The 16496-nt window shown below is 65.4% G+C and carries 14 protein-coding genes; 8 read left to right on the top strand and 6 right to left on the bottom strand.

The features are described from left to right. Positions 1-2: 2 nt before the first annotated feature. The 3 genes from urtC to urtA all read right to left on the bottom strand — a co-directional run bounded on the left by urtC (position 3) and on the right by urtA (position 3393). Positions 3-1106 carry an urea ABC transporter permease subunit UrtC gene (gene urtC / locus ASG80_RS13395; protein WP_056731512.1) on the bottom strand — a complete coding sequence of 368 codons (1104 nt, stop codon included), beginning with the start codon at positions 1104-1106 and terminating at the stop codon, positions 3-5. Continuing rightward, positions 1103-1987 carry an urea ABC transporter permease subunit UrtB gene (gene urtB, locus ASG80_RS13390; protein WP_056731510.1) on the bottom strand — a complete coding sequence of 295 codons (885 nt, stop codon included), beginning with the start codon at positions 1985-1987 and terminating at the stop codon, positions 1103-1105. The genes urtC and urtB overlap by 4 nt, the downstream gene beginning before the upstream one ends. 98 nt (positions 1988-2085) lie before the next feature. After that, complete coding sequence (gene urtA, locus ASG80_RS13385; RefSeq protein WP_056731508.1) at positions 2086-3393, bottom strand: urea ABC transporter substrate-binding protein; 1308 nt, start codon at positions 3391-3393, stop codon at positions 2086-2088. A gap of 464 nt (positions 3394-3857) precedes the next feature. Between urtA and ASG80_RS13380 the strand changes: the two genes are divergently transcribed. The 7 genes from ASG80_RS13380 to ASG80_RS13350 all read left to right on the top strand — a co-directional run bounded on the left by ASG80_RS13380 (position 3858) and on the right by ASG80_RS13350 (position 9538). Next, positions 3858-4160, top strand: coding sequence for an urease subunit gamma (locus ASG80_RS13380; protein ID WP_056731506.1), 303 nt, complete (start codon positions 3858-3860; stop codon positions 4158-4160). Positions 4161-4169: 9 nt separating this feature from the next. Further along, positions 4170-4520: an urease subunit beta gene (gene ureB, locus ASG80_RS13375; RefSeq protein WP_056731504.1), complete on the top strand. Its 351-nt coding sequence runs from the start codon at positions 4170-4172 to the stop codon at positions 4518-4520. Beyond that, positions 4507-6204 (top strand): urease subunit alpha, encoded by a 1698-nt coding sequence (locus ASG80_RS13370; RefSeq protein ID WP_056731502.1) that lies wholly within the window; start codon positions 4507-4509, stop codon positions 6202-6204. Before ureB ends, ASG80_RS13370 begins: the two co-directional genes overlap by 14 nt. Beyond that, positions 6204-6869: an urease accessory protein UreF gene (locus tag ASG80_RS13365; protein ID WP_056731500.1), complete on the top strand. Its 666-nt coding sequence runs from the start codon at positions 6204-6206 to the stop codon at positions 6867-6869. The genes ASG80_RS13370 and ASG80_RS13365 overlap by 1 nt, the downstream gene beginning before the upstream one ends. Then, positions 6862-7653, top strand: a complete 792-nt coding sequence (ureG, locus tag ASG80_RS13360; RefSeq protein ID WP_056731498.1) for an urease accessory protein UreG — start codon at positions 6862-6864, stop codon at positions 7651-7653. The genes ASG80_RS13365 and ureG overlap by 8 nt, the downstream gene beginning before the upstream one ends. Further along, a complete protein-coding gene (locus ASG80_RS13355; protein WP_164470563.1) occupies positions 7650-8435 on the top strand; it encodes an urease accessory protein UreD in 786 nt (261 codons plus the stop codon). The genes ureG and ASG80_RS13355 overlap by 4 nt, the downstream gene beginning before the upstream one ends. A 212-nt stretch (positions 8436-8647) precedes the next feature. Then, positions 8648-9538 (top strand): HoxN/HupN/NixA family nickel/cobalt transporter, encoded by an 891-nt coding sequence (locus tag ASG80_RS13350; RefSeq protein ID WP_200952570.1) that lies wholly within the window; start codon positions 8648-8650, stop codon positions 9536-9538. A gap of 651 nt (positions 9539-10189) precedes the next feature. Here ASG80_RS13350 and ASG80_RS13345 read toward each other — a convergent pair. From ASG80_RS13345 to ASG80_RS23040, 3 genes are all read right to left on the bottom strand, one after another. Beyond that, positions 10190-11383 carry an IS110 family transposase gene (locus ASG80_RS13345; protein ID WP_056731494.1) on the bottom strand — a complete coding sequence of 398 codons (1194 nt, stop codon included), beginning with the start codon at positions 11381-11383 and terminating at the stop codon, positions 10190-10192. 282 nt (positions 11384-11665) lie between these two features. Next, positions 11666-11884, bottom strand: coding sequence for a hypothetical protein (locus ASG80_RS13340; protein WP_156401845.1), 219 nt, complete (start codon positions 11882-11884; stop codon positions 11666-11668). A 539-nt stretch (positions 11885-12423) separates the two neighbouring features. Further along, a complete protein-coding gene (locus tag ASG80_RS23040) occupies positions 12424-12849 on the bottom strand; it encodes a helix-turn-helix domain-containing protein (protein ID WP_082590332.1) in 426 nt (141 codons plus the stop codon). A gap of 530 nt (positions 12850-13379) precedes the next feature. Here ASG80_RS23040 and ASG80_RS13330 point away from each other — a divergent pair. Further along, positions 13380-16448 (top strand): glycoside hydrolase family 3 C-terminal domain-containing protein, encoded by a 3069-nt coding sequence (locus tag ASG80_RS13330; RefSeq protein WP_156401844.1) that lies wholly within the window; start codon positions 13380-13382, stop codon positions 16446-16448. Positions 16449-16496: the final 48 nt, after the last annotated feature.

Genomic DNA, 16496 nt, shown 5'->3' with positions numbered 1-16496 from the left:
GGTCACTTCTTCACCTCATCGAGCACAGGTGCCGAGGCGGTGGCGGGCGCGGTTGGCGTTGCGCGTGAGCGCCACCCCAAGCTTTTCGCTCTGCCCAACAGCGAGGACAATCCCATCGGTAGGAAGAGGGTCACCAGGATGAAGACGAGGCCCAGGATGTAGATCCACCCACTGGGCCAGCTGGAACCCAGGCTCGACTGACCCCATCCAATCGCCATCGCCCCGAGAGCCGGACCGAACAGCGACGCGCGCCCACCCAGCGCCACACCGGCGATCATCAGGATCGAGGCGGAGGCGCCGATCTCCGCCGGCGTGATGATGCCGACGATGGGGACGAACATGGCCCCCGCGATGCTGGCCATCACGGCGGCGACCACGAAGGCGACCAGCTTGATGTTGGCGGGGTCGTAGCCGAGAAACCGAACGCGCTCCTCCGCATCCCGCGTGGCGATCAGCAGTTCGCCGAAACGGCTGCGGTTGAGCTGCCACACCACCAGAAGGCACACGATGAGCAGCGCGGCGGCGATCATGAAGACCATGATCTTGTTCGCGTCGTCGTCCAGGACGAATCCGAAGAAGTACTTGAAGTCGCTGAGCCCCGTGTCGCCACCGGTCTCCCGGATCGTCGAACTGATCAGGACGGCCAGCGCCACAGCGAGCGCCTGAGTCAGGATCGCGAAGTACGCCCCTTTGACGCGACGCTTGAACAGCGCGTAGCCGAGAATCGACGCCACGATCACCGGGAGCAGCACGATGGCCACGAGTGTGAACACGTCACTGCGGAACGGCTCCCAGAAAGCCGGAAGCGGCGCCGACGGGTCGTACAGGATCATAAAGACCGGCAGGCTGTCGGGCCCCGCGGTCTCCAACGTGAGGTGCATCGCCATGGCGTAGGCACCGAGCCCGAAGAAGACACCCTGACCCAAGACCAGCATTCCGCCTCGGCCCCAGGCCAGTCCGATCCCCACCGCCGCGATCGCCCAGCAGCAGTACTTTCCGAGGTTGTTGATCCAATGCATGGAGAGCACCGCGGGGGCGACGACCAGCAGGAGAACGGCGAACACCCCGATGCCGATGAGGGGAAGCCACGGTTTGAGTCTTGTCATGTCAACCCCCTGGTGCGGACCGTGAACAGGCCCTGTGGGCGGAACTGAAGGAAGATCACCACGAGCACGAAGGCGAGCACTTGTGCCATGCTTCCGGTCGTCCAATCGGCGAAGAACGACAACGCGATGCCGAGAGCCCACGCGGCGATGACGGTGCCCTTGATCTGGCCCACGCCGCCGGCGACGACAACAAGGAAGGCCGGGATGATGTACTGCGTGCCCATTTGAGAATTCGTGCCGCCGATCAAGGATGCGGCGACACCGGCGAGCCCGGCCAGGCCGGATCCGACGAAGAAGGTGATGCGGTCGACAGTGCGGGTAGGGATACCGCTGGTCTCGGCCAGGTCCCGGTTCTGGACTGTCGCTCGGATCCGGCGTCCGAAGGACGTGTACTTGAGCCAGGCCGCCAGGGCAGCCAGGCAGAGGGCTGCGAGCACGATCGTGAACACCTGGCGAAGCGGCCACGCATAGCCGAGGATGTCCACCTGCCCATCCAGCCAGCCTGGGCTCTCCACGGGAACGCCCTGGGCGGGGAAGATCTGCAACGCGATCTGCTGCAGGATCAGACTCACCCCGACCGTGACGAGGAGGGTATCCAGTGGCCGTCGGTACATCCACTGGATGATGCCGACCTCCAGAAGGAGGCCGAGGAGGCCTGCGCCCAGGAAGGCGAGCGGTAGCGCCAGCACGATCGAGATGTTGCTGGAGGTGAAGACCAGCTGGGTCAGGTACGCGATGAAGGCACCGGCCATGATGAACTCGCCGTGGGCCATATTGATCACCCCCATCTGACCGAAGGTGAGGGTGAGCCCGAGCGCTGCGAGCAGCAGGAGCGCACCCAGCGCGGTGCCGTTCAATAGCGGCGGTATGAGTGCATCCACGTGCTGTCGCTCTCTGTACGGTGAGGAGTTCTGGAGGCGGTTCTGGAGCGTGGGGTCCCGTACCCGGGTGGGCACGGGACACCACGCCCAGTAGGCGATCAGCCCGCGGCGGCTACGAGAGCATCGCGGACGTCGGCGGGGAACCAGTCATACCCCTCGAGGTACGGGTCAGGATCGATAAAGCCGTCGGACGACCAGACGATGTCGAACTGGTTGTCGGCGTTGATCCTGCCGATGTTGCCCGGCTTGGAGATGTGGTGGTTCTCGCCGTCCAGCGTGACGACGCCCTCCGGCGCGTCGACGGTGATTCCGCCTTCCGCAGCGGCGGCATTGATCTCGTCGACGTCGAACGAACCGGCCGCCTCGGCCAGAGCCTTGTAGAGGTACAGCGAGATGTACGCGGCCTCCATCGGGTCGGAGGTCACCCCGCTGCTGTCGGGGTACGCCTGCCAGCGCTCGATGAAGCCCGGATTGTTGGGGGTCCCGAGCGACTGGAAGTAGTTCCACGACGCGTAGTTGCCGGTGACCTCGTGACCCATGGCCGGCGCCTCCTCCTCGGCGATCGACACCGAGATGATCGGCGTCGTCTCCGGGGTGAGACCGGCGTCGTAGTACGCCTTGATGAAGCCGACGTTCGACGAGCCGTTGATCGTGTTGAAGACGAAGTCCGGGTCCGCCGCGACGATCTTCGACACCTGAGTGGTCCAGTCATCCTTGTCGAGGGGCACGTACTCCTCGCCGACGATCTCGATCCCGAGTTCGGCGGCGTACAGCTTGATGATCGCGTTCGCGGTGCGCGGGAACACGTAGTCGGAGCCCGCCAGGAACAGCGTCTTCACGCCCTGCGCGGCGAGGTAGTCCATCGCGGGGATGATCTGCTGATTCGTGGTCGCACCGGTGTAGTAGATGTTCGGCGACGACTCGAGGCCCTCGTACTGCACTGGGTAGAAGAACAGGCCCTTGTTCTCTTCGACGACCGGCTTGACCGCCTTGCGGGACGACGAGGTCCAGCCGCCGAAGATCGCGGCGACGCAGTCCTGAGTGAGCAGCTTCTCCGTCTTCTCCGCGAAGGTCGGCCAGTCGGTGGCGCCGTCTTCCTGGACGTACTCGATCTGCTTGCCGAGGATGCCGCCGTCGGCGTTGATCTCGTCCGCGGCCATGTGCAGGACATTGGAGACGGTCTGCTCCGAGATCGCCATGCCACCGGTCAGAGAGTTGAGGAAGCCGAGCTTGATCGTGTCGCCGGACGTGTCGATGCAGCTCTCGGACGCCGCGGCGCCGGATTCGGTCGGCTCCGCGGAGTCGCCGGCGCGGGAACCGCAGCCGGCGAGCACGAGGGCCGCCGCCGCCGCGAGGGCGGGGACGGCCAGCAGGCTGCGCGCCCTTCGAGTTCGTGTCGCTTTCATGTGGATCTCCGTTTCTGTGTGATGCAGGGTGATGCGTTCTCGGGTTGGGTGCTGCGTCCTGCAGGCACGCCGAATGACGCCGTCGCCCCGGCACCATTCCGGGGGACGCCGAAGGAGGGCGTGCCGAGGGAGTGACGGAACGGGCTGATCGGTGAATCAGGGCGTGGCGCAGGGGGTGGGCCGGTGGTGCGTGCGTCTCGATGTCGGATGGTGCCGGGCCTCGCATGCCGGTATGGATCGGCGGAAGGTGATCGCCGACTGCTGCGGTAGTGCCAGCATGGGACCGTGGCATTACTCTGACATTTCTCGATTGTTCCGATTCTGTTAACCATCAGCCGGGCTTCAAGGCACAAGCGGCGTAATTCCGGGCTTTCATGATCGAATGCGGGGGATCAGGCGGGCGAGGACCTCCGGCGAATGGGCTCGATATGGCACACTTCTGACATCACCCGCCGGAGGCCCGAATGCACTTCACTCCCGCCGAAACCGAGAAGCTCCTGCTGTCGGTCGCTGCGATGGTCGCGCGCGACCGGCTCGAGCGGGGCATCCTGCTCAACCACCCCGAGACTGTCGCTCTGCTGTCGTCCTGGGTCATCGAACGGGCCAGAGAAGGACATGGCGTCGCCGAGCTGATGCAGGAGGGCCGCGCCGTGCTCAAGCGTGATCAGGTGATGCCGGGCGTTCCTGAAATGCTCGCCGACGTTCAGGTCGAGGCGACGTTCCCGGATGGTCGCAAGCTCATCACCGTCCACCACCCGATCGACTGAGGAGTCGCCGTGACATCCGCTTCCTCGCATGGCCCTGGCGCCTACCAAATCCAACCGGGGCGCATCGAGCTCAACGCCGATCGCAGCGAGGCCGAGCGCATCCGGCTCGTGTTCGTGAACACGGGTGATCGCCCGATCCAGATCGGTTCTCACATCCACCTCCCTGACGTGAACGGAGCCCTCGAGTTCGACCGTGCCCTCGCACACGGATTCCGCCTCGACATCCCCTCCGGGACGTCGCAGCGCTTCGAGCCGGGCGCGTCGCGGGCGCTTGACGCCGTGGCACTGCGCGGGGCGCGCCGGGTTCCGGGCATCCAGATCAAGACCGACGGACAGGAGCTGCTCCATGGTCTGGCTTGACCGATCACGGTACGCAGCGATCTACGGGCCGACGGTAGGAGACGAGGTGCGGCTGGGCGACACCGACCTGTGGATCCAGATCGAGCGCGACCTCACCGTCGGCGGCGAGGAGGCCGTCTTCGGCGGCGGCAAGTCGATCCGCGAGTCCATGGCGCAGGCGACGACGACGCGAGCGGACGGCGCCCTCGACACGGTCATCACGAACGCGATCATCCTGGACTGGTGGGGCATCATCCGCGCCGATATCGGCATCCGAGATGGTCGCATCGTCGGGATCGGGCATGCGGGCAATCCCGACATCAGCGACGGCATCGACATGATCATCGGGCCGTCCACGGATGTCATCTCCGGTGAGGGACGCATCGTCACCGCAGGCGCCATCGACTCGCACGTCCATCTGCTCTCGCCCTCGCAGATCCACGAGGCCCTCGCCACCGGGATCACGACGATCGTGGGCGGCGGCACGGGGCCCTCGGAGGGGTCCAAGGCGACGACGGTCACCCCGGGGGCGTGGCATCTGTCAGCCATGCACCGTGCGCTCGATCCCCTGCCCATCAACGTCCTGCTGCTCGGCAAGGGCAATACGGTGTCGATGGCCGCACTGAAGGAGCAGGCTCTCGGTGGCGCCGCTGGCTACAAGGTGCACGAGGACTGGGGCTCCTCCCCCGCCGCGATCGACGCGTCATTGCGTGCGGCCGAGGACTGGGGACTGCAGGTCGCGCTGCACTCGGACTCGCTGAACGAGGCGGGATTCGTCGAGTCCACGATCGCGGCGATGGGCGGCCGATCGATCCACGCGTTCCACGTCGAAGGCGCCGGCGGCGGTCACGCCCCCGACATCCTCTCGATCGCAGGGCTGTCCAACGTGATCCCCGGTTCCACGAACCCGACGCTCCCTCACACCGTCAACACGGTCGCCGAGCACCTCGACATGCTGATGGTCTGCCATCACCTCAACCCGGCGGTGCCGGAGGACCTCGCGTTCGCCGAGTCGCGCATCCGTGCCACCACGATCGCCGCGGAAGACATCCTTCACGACATCGGAGCCCTGTCGGTGACCTCGTCCGACGCGCAGGCGATGGGCCGGATCGGCGAAGTGGTCACGCGCACCTGGCAGGTCGCGCACGTCATGAAACACCGTCGCGGCCCGTTGGGCGGCGGGATGCCGGCAGACAACGAGCGCGCGCGTCGTTATGTGGCGAAATACACGATCAACCCCGCGATCGCTCACGGGATCGCGTACGACGTGGGGTCGATCGAGGTCGGCAGGCTGGCTGACCTCGTTGTGTGGGACCCGAAGTTCTTCGGTGTCCGGCCTGCCGTTGTCATCAAGGGCGGCGCGATCGCGTGGGCGGCGCTCGGCGACCCGAACGCCTCCATCCCGACGCCCCAGCCCGTGATGATGCGACCGTCCTTCGGTGACACGATCGGGGCAGACCTGTCGGTGACCTACGTCTCGCCTGCGGCGCTCGATGCCGGCCTCGCCGAGACGCTCGGCCTGCGTCGTCGACTGGCCGCGGTCGAGCCCACGCGTCATATCGGCAAGGCCGACATGAAGAACAACGACGTTCGGCCGGCGATCCGCATTCGTCCCGACACGTTCGAGATCGCGATCGACGGCGAAGACGTTGAACCGGCGCCCGCGGCATCCCTCCCCCTCGCCCAGCTGTACAACCTCTTCTGATGCAGCCGTCACCGCACACGATCAGCCTGCTGCTGGCGGATGCGCGCCTCCCTAGCGGCGGTCATGCGCAGTCGTCGGGGGTGGAGCCGGCGCTGCTGGCGGGGATGCCGGTCGCGGACGTGCCCGCATTCCTGCGTGCCAGAGCGCGGACGACGGGCATGGTGGATGCCGGCACCGCGGTGCTCGCCCGGCACGCGGCGCTCGACTGCATCCCGATGGCATCGATCGAGCGGGCATGGGCTGCGCGCACGCCGAGCCGCGCGATCCGTGATGCCTCGAAGTATCTCGGACGCGGCCTTCTTCGGCTTGCCGGGCGGATCTGGCCCGAAGTGCGATCCTCGCTCGACGACCTCGACGAGTCCCCGCCGCGGCCGCTCGTGCTCGGTGCGATCGCCGCACACGCGGGAATCGATGCCGAGAGCCTGGTCCGGCTCACGGTCTACGACGACATGGCATGCGCCGTGGCCGCGCTCCTCAAGCTCGAACCCGGCGATCCCGCGCACGGTGTCGCGATGGTGCTCGAAGCCTGCTCATCGATCGAGCCGCACGTCGCCGCAGTGTCGAGCATCACATCTGCCCACCAGATCCCCGCGGCGAGTGCGCCGCAAAGCGAGGCATGGTCGGAAGCCCATGCCCTGACCACCAGGAGACTCTTCCGTGCCTGACATCACCGCCGCGAACCGCGCTCTTCGACTCGGCGTCGCCGGACCCGTGGGAACCGGCAAGTCCTCGCTCATCGCTACCGTGTGCCGCTCCCTCGCCGACGAGCTCAGACTCGGCGTCATTACCAATGACATCTACACCGACGAAGACGCTCGATTCCTCCGCTCCGCCGGCGTTCTCGAGCCGGAGCGCATCCGTGCCGTCGAGACCGGCGCGTGCCCGCACACCGCGATCCGCGATGACATCACCACGAATCTGCTCGCCGCCGAAGACCTCGAGCGTGACTTCGCCCCCCTCGATGTCGTGCTCATCGAGTCCGGTGGCGACAACCTCACCGCGACGTTCTCACCGGCGCTGGTCGACGCGCAGATCTTCGTGCTCGATGTCGCTGGTGGCGGCGACGTGGCCCGCAAGGGCGGCCCGGGCATCGGCCGAGCCGACCTGCTGGTGGTCAACAAGACCGACCTTGCCCCCTACGTGGGGGTCGACGTTCCGCAGATGGTGGCGGACGCGTCTGCGGCGCGAGACGGCCGGGCAGTCCTGGCGCTGTCCCGCTCGGACGTCGCGTCCATCGCTGCGCTGCGCGCCTGGGTGCTCAGCGTTCTCGATAGCCACCGACGCGGCACGCACGTGCCTCAGGACCCCGGGCCGATGGCGCCACACTTCCACGCCGACGAAGAGCACCCTGAAGGCGGCTTCGTCCACACCCACGACGAGAAGAGCGGGGACGAGCACCACTCGAGTGCGCCACATCAAGTCCGCTCGCATTCCGACACTCGGAAATGACGACGACGCGGATCGCGGTGCGGGCCGGGCATCCCCGGGCGCACGTCGACTTGGTGGTCGGCGCGCTGGCTCCGCGGCTTGTGGGACGGACCTCCTGCACCGCGCACGTTGCTCTCAGCGCTGCCGGCATGCTCCTCCTCGGCGGCGACCTCGTTCACGTCGAGGTGGACGTCGGGCCCGACTGCACCCTTGAACTCGAAGACGTCGGCGGCATGGTCGCCTTTCGCGCTCCGCGGTCGGCTTCTCAATGGACGCTCGATGTGCGGGTCAGATCTGGGGGAACTCTCCTGTGGCGTGCCTTGCCGCTGGTCGTCGCCGAGGGCGCACGCGTCGAGCGCCGCATACAGATTCACCTTGATAAGGGTGGATGCGCTGTCATCCGGGAGACCATCGTGCTGGGTCGGCAGGGTGAGACGGGTGGGAGCCTCAAGTCCCACGTCTCGATCACGGATCCCGACGGCCCCGTGCTCAACGAGGACCTCGACGTCGACGGATCCTTCCCTGAGCCAGGCATATTGGGCTCGGCGCGAGTGCTGGACGCGGTCATCGCGGTCGGATTTCGCCCCGACCCCGAGCCTGGTGCGATGCTGCTCGACCAGCCCGGGGGCGTGGCAAGACACTTAGGCAACCTCACGCACGAGTCGCCAATGGATCACGTCTGGGCGACGTGGTCGGAAAGAGCCAAGTCATCTGCGGGGTCCCCCGTGACCATTGCCGTGCCTATCACGGCAGGAGGGCTGTCCTCGCCTCGAGGGGTTGACTCGGTCAGGGCAGTCGATTGACTCGTCTTTCCACGGGCGCGGAGGCGCTACGTCTGATGTCGACGACGGCGAGCAGCAACGCCGCCGCGTCAACGCGTTCTCATCGCCACGGAACCGGCCTCTCTCTCGTGGGGATGGTTGGGGCCATTCTGGCCCTCCATCTCGCGGGGTTCAGTCTCCTTCTGGCACAAGGTGGGCGAGAAGCGGGTGCCAGCGCGTCCCTCAGTGTCGGGGTGGGGCTCACCGCCTACGTCCTGGGCCTACGGCACGCGTTCGACGCCGACCATATAGCGGCGATCGACAACACCACCCGGAAGCTGCTCAATGACGGCAAGAAGCCCGTGTCGGTGGGGTTCTGGTTCTCCCTAGGCCATTCCACGGTCGTGCTGGCGTTCGTGGTGCTTCTCGCGCTCGGCGTGGGTGCTTTGGCCGGTCCGCTCCGAGACGACAACTCCGCGCTACACCAGGTCACCGGCACCGTGGGCACGACCGTGTCGGGCCTGTTCCTGGAAATCATTGCGGCAATCAACGTCGTCCTGCTGGCATCGACGTGGCGAACATATCGGCACGTGCGCTCCGGTGAGATGACGATGACTCAGGTGGAAGAGCACGCGACGAGCCGCGGCCCCCTAACCCGTCTCTTCGCACCGGTGATGCAAGCGATCCGCGCACCCTGGCAGATGTATCCGCTCGGTGTGCTCTTCGGCTTCGGATTCGACACGGCAACCGAGGTGGGCTTGCTGGTCCTTGCAGGAACCAGCACCGCATCCGGTGTCGCGTGGTACACCCTGCTAGCGTTACCGCTCCTCTTTGCCGCGGGCATGTCCCTCCTGGACACCGCCGACGGACTGGTGATGCGCTACGCGTACGGTTGGGCGTTCGCCGACGGCGCACGCAAGCTTCGGTACAACCTGGCCATCACCGCGATCTCCGTCATCGTTGCCGTCGCAGTCGGAACCACCGAGCTTGTCGCGATGTTCGGCCATGAACTCGGTCTCGACGGCGGCGTGTGGCAGCTAGCAGCCAGCTTGGACCTCAACGTGATCGGGTTCGGAATCGCCGGTGGCCTGATCATCATGTGGCTCGGCGCTCTTGTCGTATGGCGGCGACCGCGCCAGAAGTAAGGCCCTGGGCAATTCGACCCGCTGAAGGATCGTTTGGCGGACCTTCTACGAGACGATTTTCAAGGGCCAGGCCCCGATTGCCATCTCACATGGCCGCGACACGCGGAATATTAATCCAGTCTGGCTCGGTGCCGCATCAGGGACTCGTGCCGCCCGGTCGGCGCGAAGGGCTCGATCTCGCAGCCGACCCGAGGTCACTCCAAGCCCGCCGAATACCTTCAAAATCACGGCAGAAAACGAATATGCGTGCAGGGAATCGGACATGGCCCTGACGGCGAACACCCTGATCAGAGGCAGGTTTCCGTAGGGCGGACGGGACTTGAACCCGTGACCGATGGATCTCCTCGCCTCGGATCCTTCGTCTCGCCCAACCAGCGGAACCCTCGACCGATCTCGAGTTGATCAGGAATTCCTTGCCCGACAATGGCTTTCAGTTCTTCGATCCTATGCGCTCAGCTCGAGCGATCTCGGGTGATCTTGGATCAAAAGTGTTGAATAAACGTGCGCGGATCAAGTCATCGAAGTGGGATGTGATGACGCTCCTATTGGCTGTCAAGCCGTGTGGAGCCACCGTCGGTATGCGTTTGCGAGGTCGTCGTCGCGGCGGCGGCCGAGCTCGAGGTCGGNATGTGATGACGCTCCTATTGGCTGTCAAGCCGTGTGGAGCCACCGTCGGTATGCGTTTGCGAGGTCGTCGTCGCGGCGGCGGCCGAGCTCGAGGTCGGAGATCCGGCCGGGCCAGAGCCCGAGCGCGTGTGCGGCCGTGGTCTGGCTGATGCCTCGTTCCTGGCGCAGGCCTCGCAGGTCGTCGGTTCGTGGAACATCGACTGGGTTGGTGAGCAGGTTGAAGACGTCGCGGGCGATCGCGCGCTTGAGACACCGCAGGATCTCCTTGTTTCCTCGCCCTTCGCTGCGCTTCTTCGCGACGTAGTCGCGGGTGCGCTGCTCGTGCGCCATTCGGACCAGAGCGATGCGGTGCAGGGCGGCGTTGGCCTGACGGTCGCCGCCGCGGTTCAGGCGGTGCCGGGTGGTCTTGCCACTGGATGCCGGGATCGGTGCAGCCCCGCAGAGCGCAGCAAACGCGGCCTCGCTGTGCAGCCGCTCCGGGTTGTCGCCGGCAGTCACGAGAAGCTGTGCGGCGGTGACCGGGCCGATGCCCTTTGCCGCGGCCAGCGCCGGGTTCGTCTCAACAACCAGTGGAGCGAGCATGCTCTCGAGCTCGGCAACTTCGGCTGAGAGCTGCTGGTGGCGGCGCGCGAGCGACTTCAGCGCTGCGACGATGGGGTCGGCGGAACTCGGCCGCAACCGGGCCAGTCCATGGATCAGGGACTTGTCGGTCGCGCCGCGGAATCGTTGCCGCAACGGTTCGGGCGCAGTGACGAGCAGGGTCTTGATTTGAATTTGTGCCGCGGTGCGCGCCTTGACCGCGCTGCGGCGGGTCACCAGTARGTAACGGATCGCCTCGACCGGCCCATCGGCAGATTTCGGAACCGGATGCTGTGACTCGGCCAATGCAGTCGCCGCAGCAGCGTACGCATCGATCGGGTCGGACTTGCCTCGCATCCGGCGGACCTGCCGGTTGGGGCGGATGACCTCGACGACCTCGAGGCCGGCATCCCGCAGATACCGGGACAGGCCAGCCCCGTAGGAGCCCGTCCCTTCGATGCCGATGCGGACCACGGCCCCGAACGAAGCAATGAACCCGAGCAGCGCCGCGTACCCGCCGTGGGTGGTCGGGAACTGCATGTCGCCAAGGTGTTTGCCGTTGGTGTCGATCACCGCGGCATGGTGGGTGTCGGCGTGCGTGTCGACGCCCGCAATGACTTCCCCGACGAGTGTTGTCATGATGGTCGTGCCCCTCCTCGAATCGGATCGGCAACCGACCGGGCGGGCAGACAAGACGTTGACGGGGGCCTCTACCCAGGCTCCTATGAGGTCATGTCCGCCTGGTCGGCTCCCTCAAAAAGCACCCCGTTCCAGCCGACGAGTCATTACAAAGGCACGAGGCCAGTCTCAGGATGGGTCAGGCCGAAACGAGGCCCTACAAGCATCAACGTCTCARGACATCGGTGACAGTTCTGCMTCAGGACATCGGTGACACTTCATGTGTCAGGACATCGGTGACAGTCAGTGCATGGTGCGTCGCCCTCGAGGTCGGCCGCTGCCGACGTACCTGGTGCCGGGCTCCGGCCAGGGGTGCTCGATGATGAGCGTGCCCTGGCTGTCGAAGACCATCAGGGCGTGCTCCTCCTCGACGAGGTAGGCGATCGCGCCGGCGAGCGTTCGGCTGGTCTGGAACAGGGTCCGGCGCGCGAACACGGTGCCGTTGTCGCGGATGCGGGTCACCCGCACGCCGTCCTCAGTCGACGGTGCCGCGGGCTGCGGCACTGGGGGCGGCGGCTCGACCTTCGGTGTCGCTTCCCACGCTTGTTGGTGTGATTCGGCCGGGCAGCGCCTGGTGCGGACGCGGTGGCCTCCGTCAGGTCGTTCAGTCCCTGGAACGTCAACTGCGCCGTGCGAGGCGAGAATCCGGTCTACAACCACCAGTTCGCGCGTGGCGGGTGGGCCCGCGACATGTAGCGGAAGCGGAAGCTGCCGTATCCCACCATTGGGCGACCCCATGGCCGGAGCGGTGCCAGTGATGTCGCCGAAGATCTGGGCGAGCCGCAGAACTTCCTCACAGCGGCGGGCCGCCGTCGCGGCCGCGTCGAGGAACTCATGCACGTTCGCATCCGTTGGCACCGTCTTCGGTTCACTGGGCGTTCGCCACCAGCGACGTGGCGTGGCGGTCTGATCAAGCACGCCCGCGGCGGCCGCCCTGAGATCCGAAGACCAAGGGGCGGAGTGATTTCCGCCGCTCGCCAGGGCGGCGCAGATGTGCCATCTCAGGACTCGACGCCAGCTAAGGCCCTGTATTCGGTCGGCGACCTGCCGAACGCCAGGGCGAACAGCTTGCAGAAGTGCGCGGGGTCGCTCAGGCCCCACCTCGCCCCGATCTCCCCGACGGAGAAGCCGGAGAACGCCGGGTCGATCAGATCTTCGCGTGCACGATCGAGGCGCCTGGCGCGTATCCATGAGCGCACGGTCTCGCCATGTTCCTTGAAGAGGCGATTGAGCGTCCGGGTCGAGATATTGAGGTGGGCTGCTATGCGTGACTGATCGAGCTCGCAGTCCGCGATGTTGTCCTCGATGTAGCGTTTCGCTTCTTCGAGACATCGAGCATCCTCACCCAGACCGTGAAGATGAGTGGGGTGACCTCCCGATGCGCTGGAGGCTTCTGGCGGCCGATCGGGGGTTTCGGCGGCTTGCATGAGCGTGCTCCCTTGAACTGGCCGATCCGATCCAACAGGGCCCTGGTTCGATAGAGATCATCGGCGATGGTGGCACGGAGTTGGGCCCGACTGGATTCAACGCCGCGGCCGCGTGGGACTTGGCCGGCTGTCACTGGGGCAAACAAGGCACCGTTCGCCGGGCTTCATCGTGACGGCGCTGATTGTTTCCACCATCCTCCTCGATCACAGTATCGATGATCTGCCACATCTTAAACAATTGCGAAGCAATTCTTGAGCGATGCACATCCGAGTGGAGCGGTGGCCGCGTAAAACGCGGCGCATATGTCCTTGACGGATTCTCAGACACCCCCCTAAGTTCTGGAGCGCATCGAGACCTGACGGTCGCTCAGCTTCTGATCTGGGCAGGTCGGCAGGACATCAGAAACGAGTTGAAAGGGGACGAGACGAAACGAGTGGGTTGTGGCAGTGGTCGCTGCTCTGCGATGACGCGACCCGAACATTGCCAGCCGCGGGATTCGCTCGCCGCTGCGCATTCCGACCAGTCCTAGATGGGAAATGAAATGCAAATCGATCAACGGAGATCGGCCAAGACCGTAGTCGCGGTAGTCGCGTCCGGCGCCTTGGCATTCGGCGTACTTTTCGTCCCGCTGTCGGCCGCGGCGGCGCCGCCCCCCTCACCCGCGGAGCGGGCAGCTGCGTTGCTCGCGCAGATGACCCTCGATGAGAAGATCGACATGCTCGAGGGCGAGCAGAACAACTTCTATGGGTTCTACAACGCTCCCATCGAGCGGCTCGGCATCCCCGCCCTGACGATGGCGGACGGTCCGGCGGGAGTCAGGATTGCCAACCCGAACGTGAACGACAAGCAGGCGACCTCGCTGCCTGCGCCCCTCGCCCTCGCGGCAACGTTCGACCTCGAAGCGGCGACGACGTACGGGAACGTGATCGGAGATGAAGCCTTCAAGACGGGCCATAACGTTTCGCTTGGCACGGCCGTGGACATCGCGCGAGTGGGACAGGCCGGTCGTGCGTTCGAAGGTTACGGGGAGGATCCGCTCCTTTCGGGATGGGTCGCCGCGTCGCAGCTCAATGCGATCCAGTCGCATTCGGTGGCTGGCAACATCAAGCACTTCAATGCGTACAACCAAGAGGACGACCGGCTTGTCGGGGGCAACTCGGTGGTCGGGGAGCGCGCGCTGCAGGAGATCTACACGCGCCCGTTCGACATCGGCATTCGCGAAAGCGCGCCCGCCTCGGCGATGTGTGCGTTCAACAAGGTCAACTACGTATTCGCCTGTGAGAACTCGGAAATCCTTACTGGAATCCTGCGCGAACAGCTGAAGTTCGAGGGCTGGGTCATGAGTGACTACGGCGCAACTCACAGCACCGTAGAAGCCCTTCGAGCTGGACTCGACCAGGAGCAACCGAGCTTCGGCCTCTTCAACGCTTTGAAGCAGGCGGTGGAGAGCGGACAGGTCGCGGAATCGGAGATCGATGTCGCCGTACTTCGAATCTTGACCTCGATGTTCCGTCTGGGGCTGTTCGATGACCCTGTGGTGGTCCAGAGCTTCGACGAAGCTGGCCATGCGATTCTCTCGCAGCAGATTGCGGAAGCGTCGATGGTGCTGCTCAAGAACGACGGGGCGCTGCCGCTCGATCCGGAGGCGACCGCATCCGTGGCCGTCATCGGCGCGGACGCCGATCAGGCTACTGCGGGTGGTGGTAGCTCACTCGTGCTTCCCACCTCGACGATCAGCCCCCTTCAGGGCATTCAGGACCTGCTTCCGAACGCGACGGTCGAGCACGCCCGCGGCACCGACTTCGTCACGTCCTCTTCGCTGCTTCCGGGCCTCGAGGCGATCCCGTCCGACTACCTTCGTGCAGGCGACGGGAGTGCTGGTGCAGACGCGCAGTTCTTCGATTCCAACGGTGCGGTGATTGCCCAGGAGACGCTTCAGGACATCACGGTCAACGGTGGGTTCTTCTACTTCGAGGGATTCAACTCGCAGTCGCCTCTCGTGCCGAAGCTGCCCGGCGCCGGCATCTCGAGCGCGACGTACGATTCCACGCTGACGCCTCCGGTTTCCGGAACGTACGAACTCGAGCTGCTCGCGCTCGGCGCTGCCTCGGTCGCGATTGACGGGCAGGTCGTGCTCGACGTCGACTCCGACCAGCAGACGAGCGAGTCTGTCTCACTTGACCTCGTGGGAGGCCAGGAGTATGCAGTTCACGCCGACTACACGACGAGCGGTCAGGCGCGCACCGAGCTCGGTCCCCAGCTGAAGCTCGGCTGGACCAAGCCTGACGGAGTCGTTGATCCGAAGGCTCAGGAAGCTGCAGCGCTTGCCGCCGAGTCGGACGTCGCTGTCGTCGTGGTCCGTGACTACGGAACTGAGGGCGGCGACAAGCCGGACCTCGGCCTGCCGACTGTACAGGAAGCCCTCATCAACGCCGTCAAGGCCGCGAATCCCAACACGATCGTCGTCCTGACTACCGGTGGCCCAGTCACGACAGAAGCCTGGGGCGACGGAGTACCGGCAATCCTCGAGGCATGGTATGGCGGCCAGAATCAAGGAGCGGCGATCGCGAACATCCTCTTCGGAGAGGTGTCTCCGTCCGGCAAGCTGCCCGTGACGTTCCCCGTGTCGGAAAGCCAGACCCCGATCAACACCCCGGAACAGTATCCTGGCATCGGACTCGATTCCTTCTACACGGAGGGAGTCTTCGTCGGGTACCGGGGCTACGAGGAATTCGGCATCGAGCCGAACTACCCGTTCGGCCACGGCCTTTCGTACACGTCGTTCGAGTACTCCGACCTTGCGGTGAAGTCGAAAGGCAACGCTCGAATCACGGCAACATTCACGGTGACCAACACCGGTGATCGTGCCGGGTCGGAGTCGCCTCAGGTTTATGTCGGCGAACTGCCGACCAGTGCCGTGAACACTGCTCCGCTGCAACTCGCCGGTTTCGACAGGGTGTCGTTGGACAGCGGGGAGTCCCAGGAGGTCACTATCGAGCTGGATCGCCAGTCCTTCTCATACTGGGACTCGTTCGTGGACTCCTGGGTCACGCCGAGCGGCAACGTCGACGTGCTGGTTGGATCGTCCGCCGGAGATATCCGCCTCAGCGACACTGCGAAGGTGAAGTCTTCCGATCGTGAAGGGCAATCCGGTATCTCCGCGCAGGCGATCTACACGGTCGTGAACGAGGGATCAGGCGCCTGCCTGGACGCAAAGGACAAGGGCACGACCAACGGTACGCCTGTCCAGCAGTGGGCATGCCCGGCTCCTCAGGCGAACGCAGAGTGGCAGCTGACCAAGGTCAGCGGCGACTGGTATCGCATCACGAACATGAACGCGGGGCTCGCGCTCACCGTTGCCGGAGGTGCGACGAGTCCGGGTGCGCCGCTCCAGCTCTGGGAATGGGCCAAGGGCCAGGACCAGCAGTTTGAGTTCGTCCGTCTCGACGATGGCAACTACCAGTTGGTGGCGCGGCATAGTGGGCTGTGCGTCGCGGTCGACGGCGGGTCGAAGGACAATGGCGCAGCCGTAGTCCAACAGCCATGTGATTCCGGCAGCGCGGCACAGTCGTTCGCGCTGAAGGTCCAAGCCGGCTGAGCCGGACCAACGCACGTTGGCGTCCGGCGCCTTCCGCCGGGCGTCAAC

Source organism: Agromyces sp. Soil535 (genome assembly GCF_001428255.1).
GTDB lineage: Bacteria > Actinomycetota > Actinomycetes > Actinomycetales > Microbacteriaceae > Agromyces.
The sequence above is the reverse complement of the archived record's forward strand: the minus strand, read 5'-3'. Positions and strand labels throughout refer to the sequence as shown.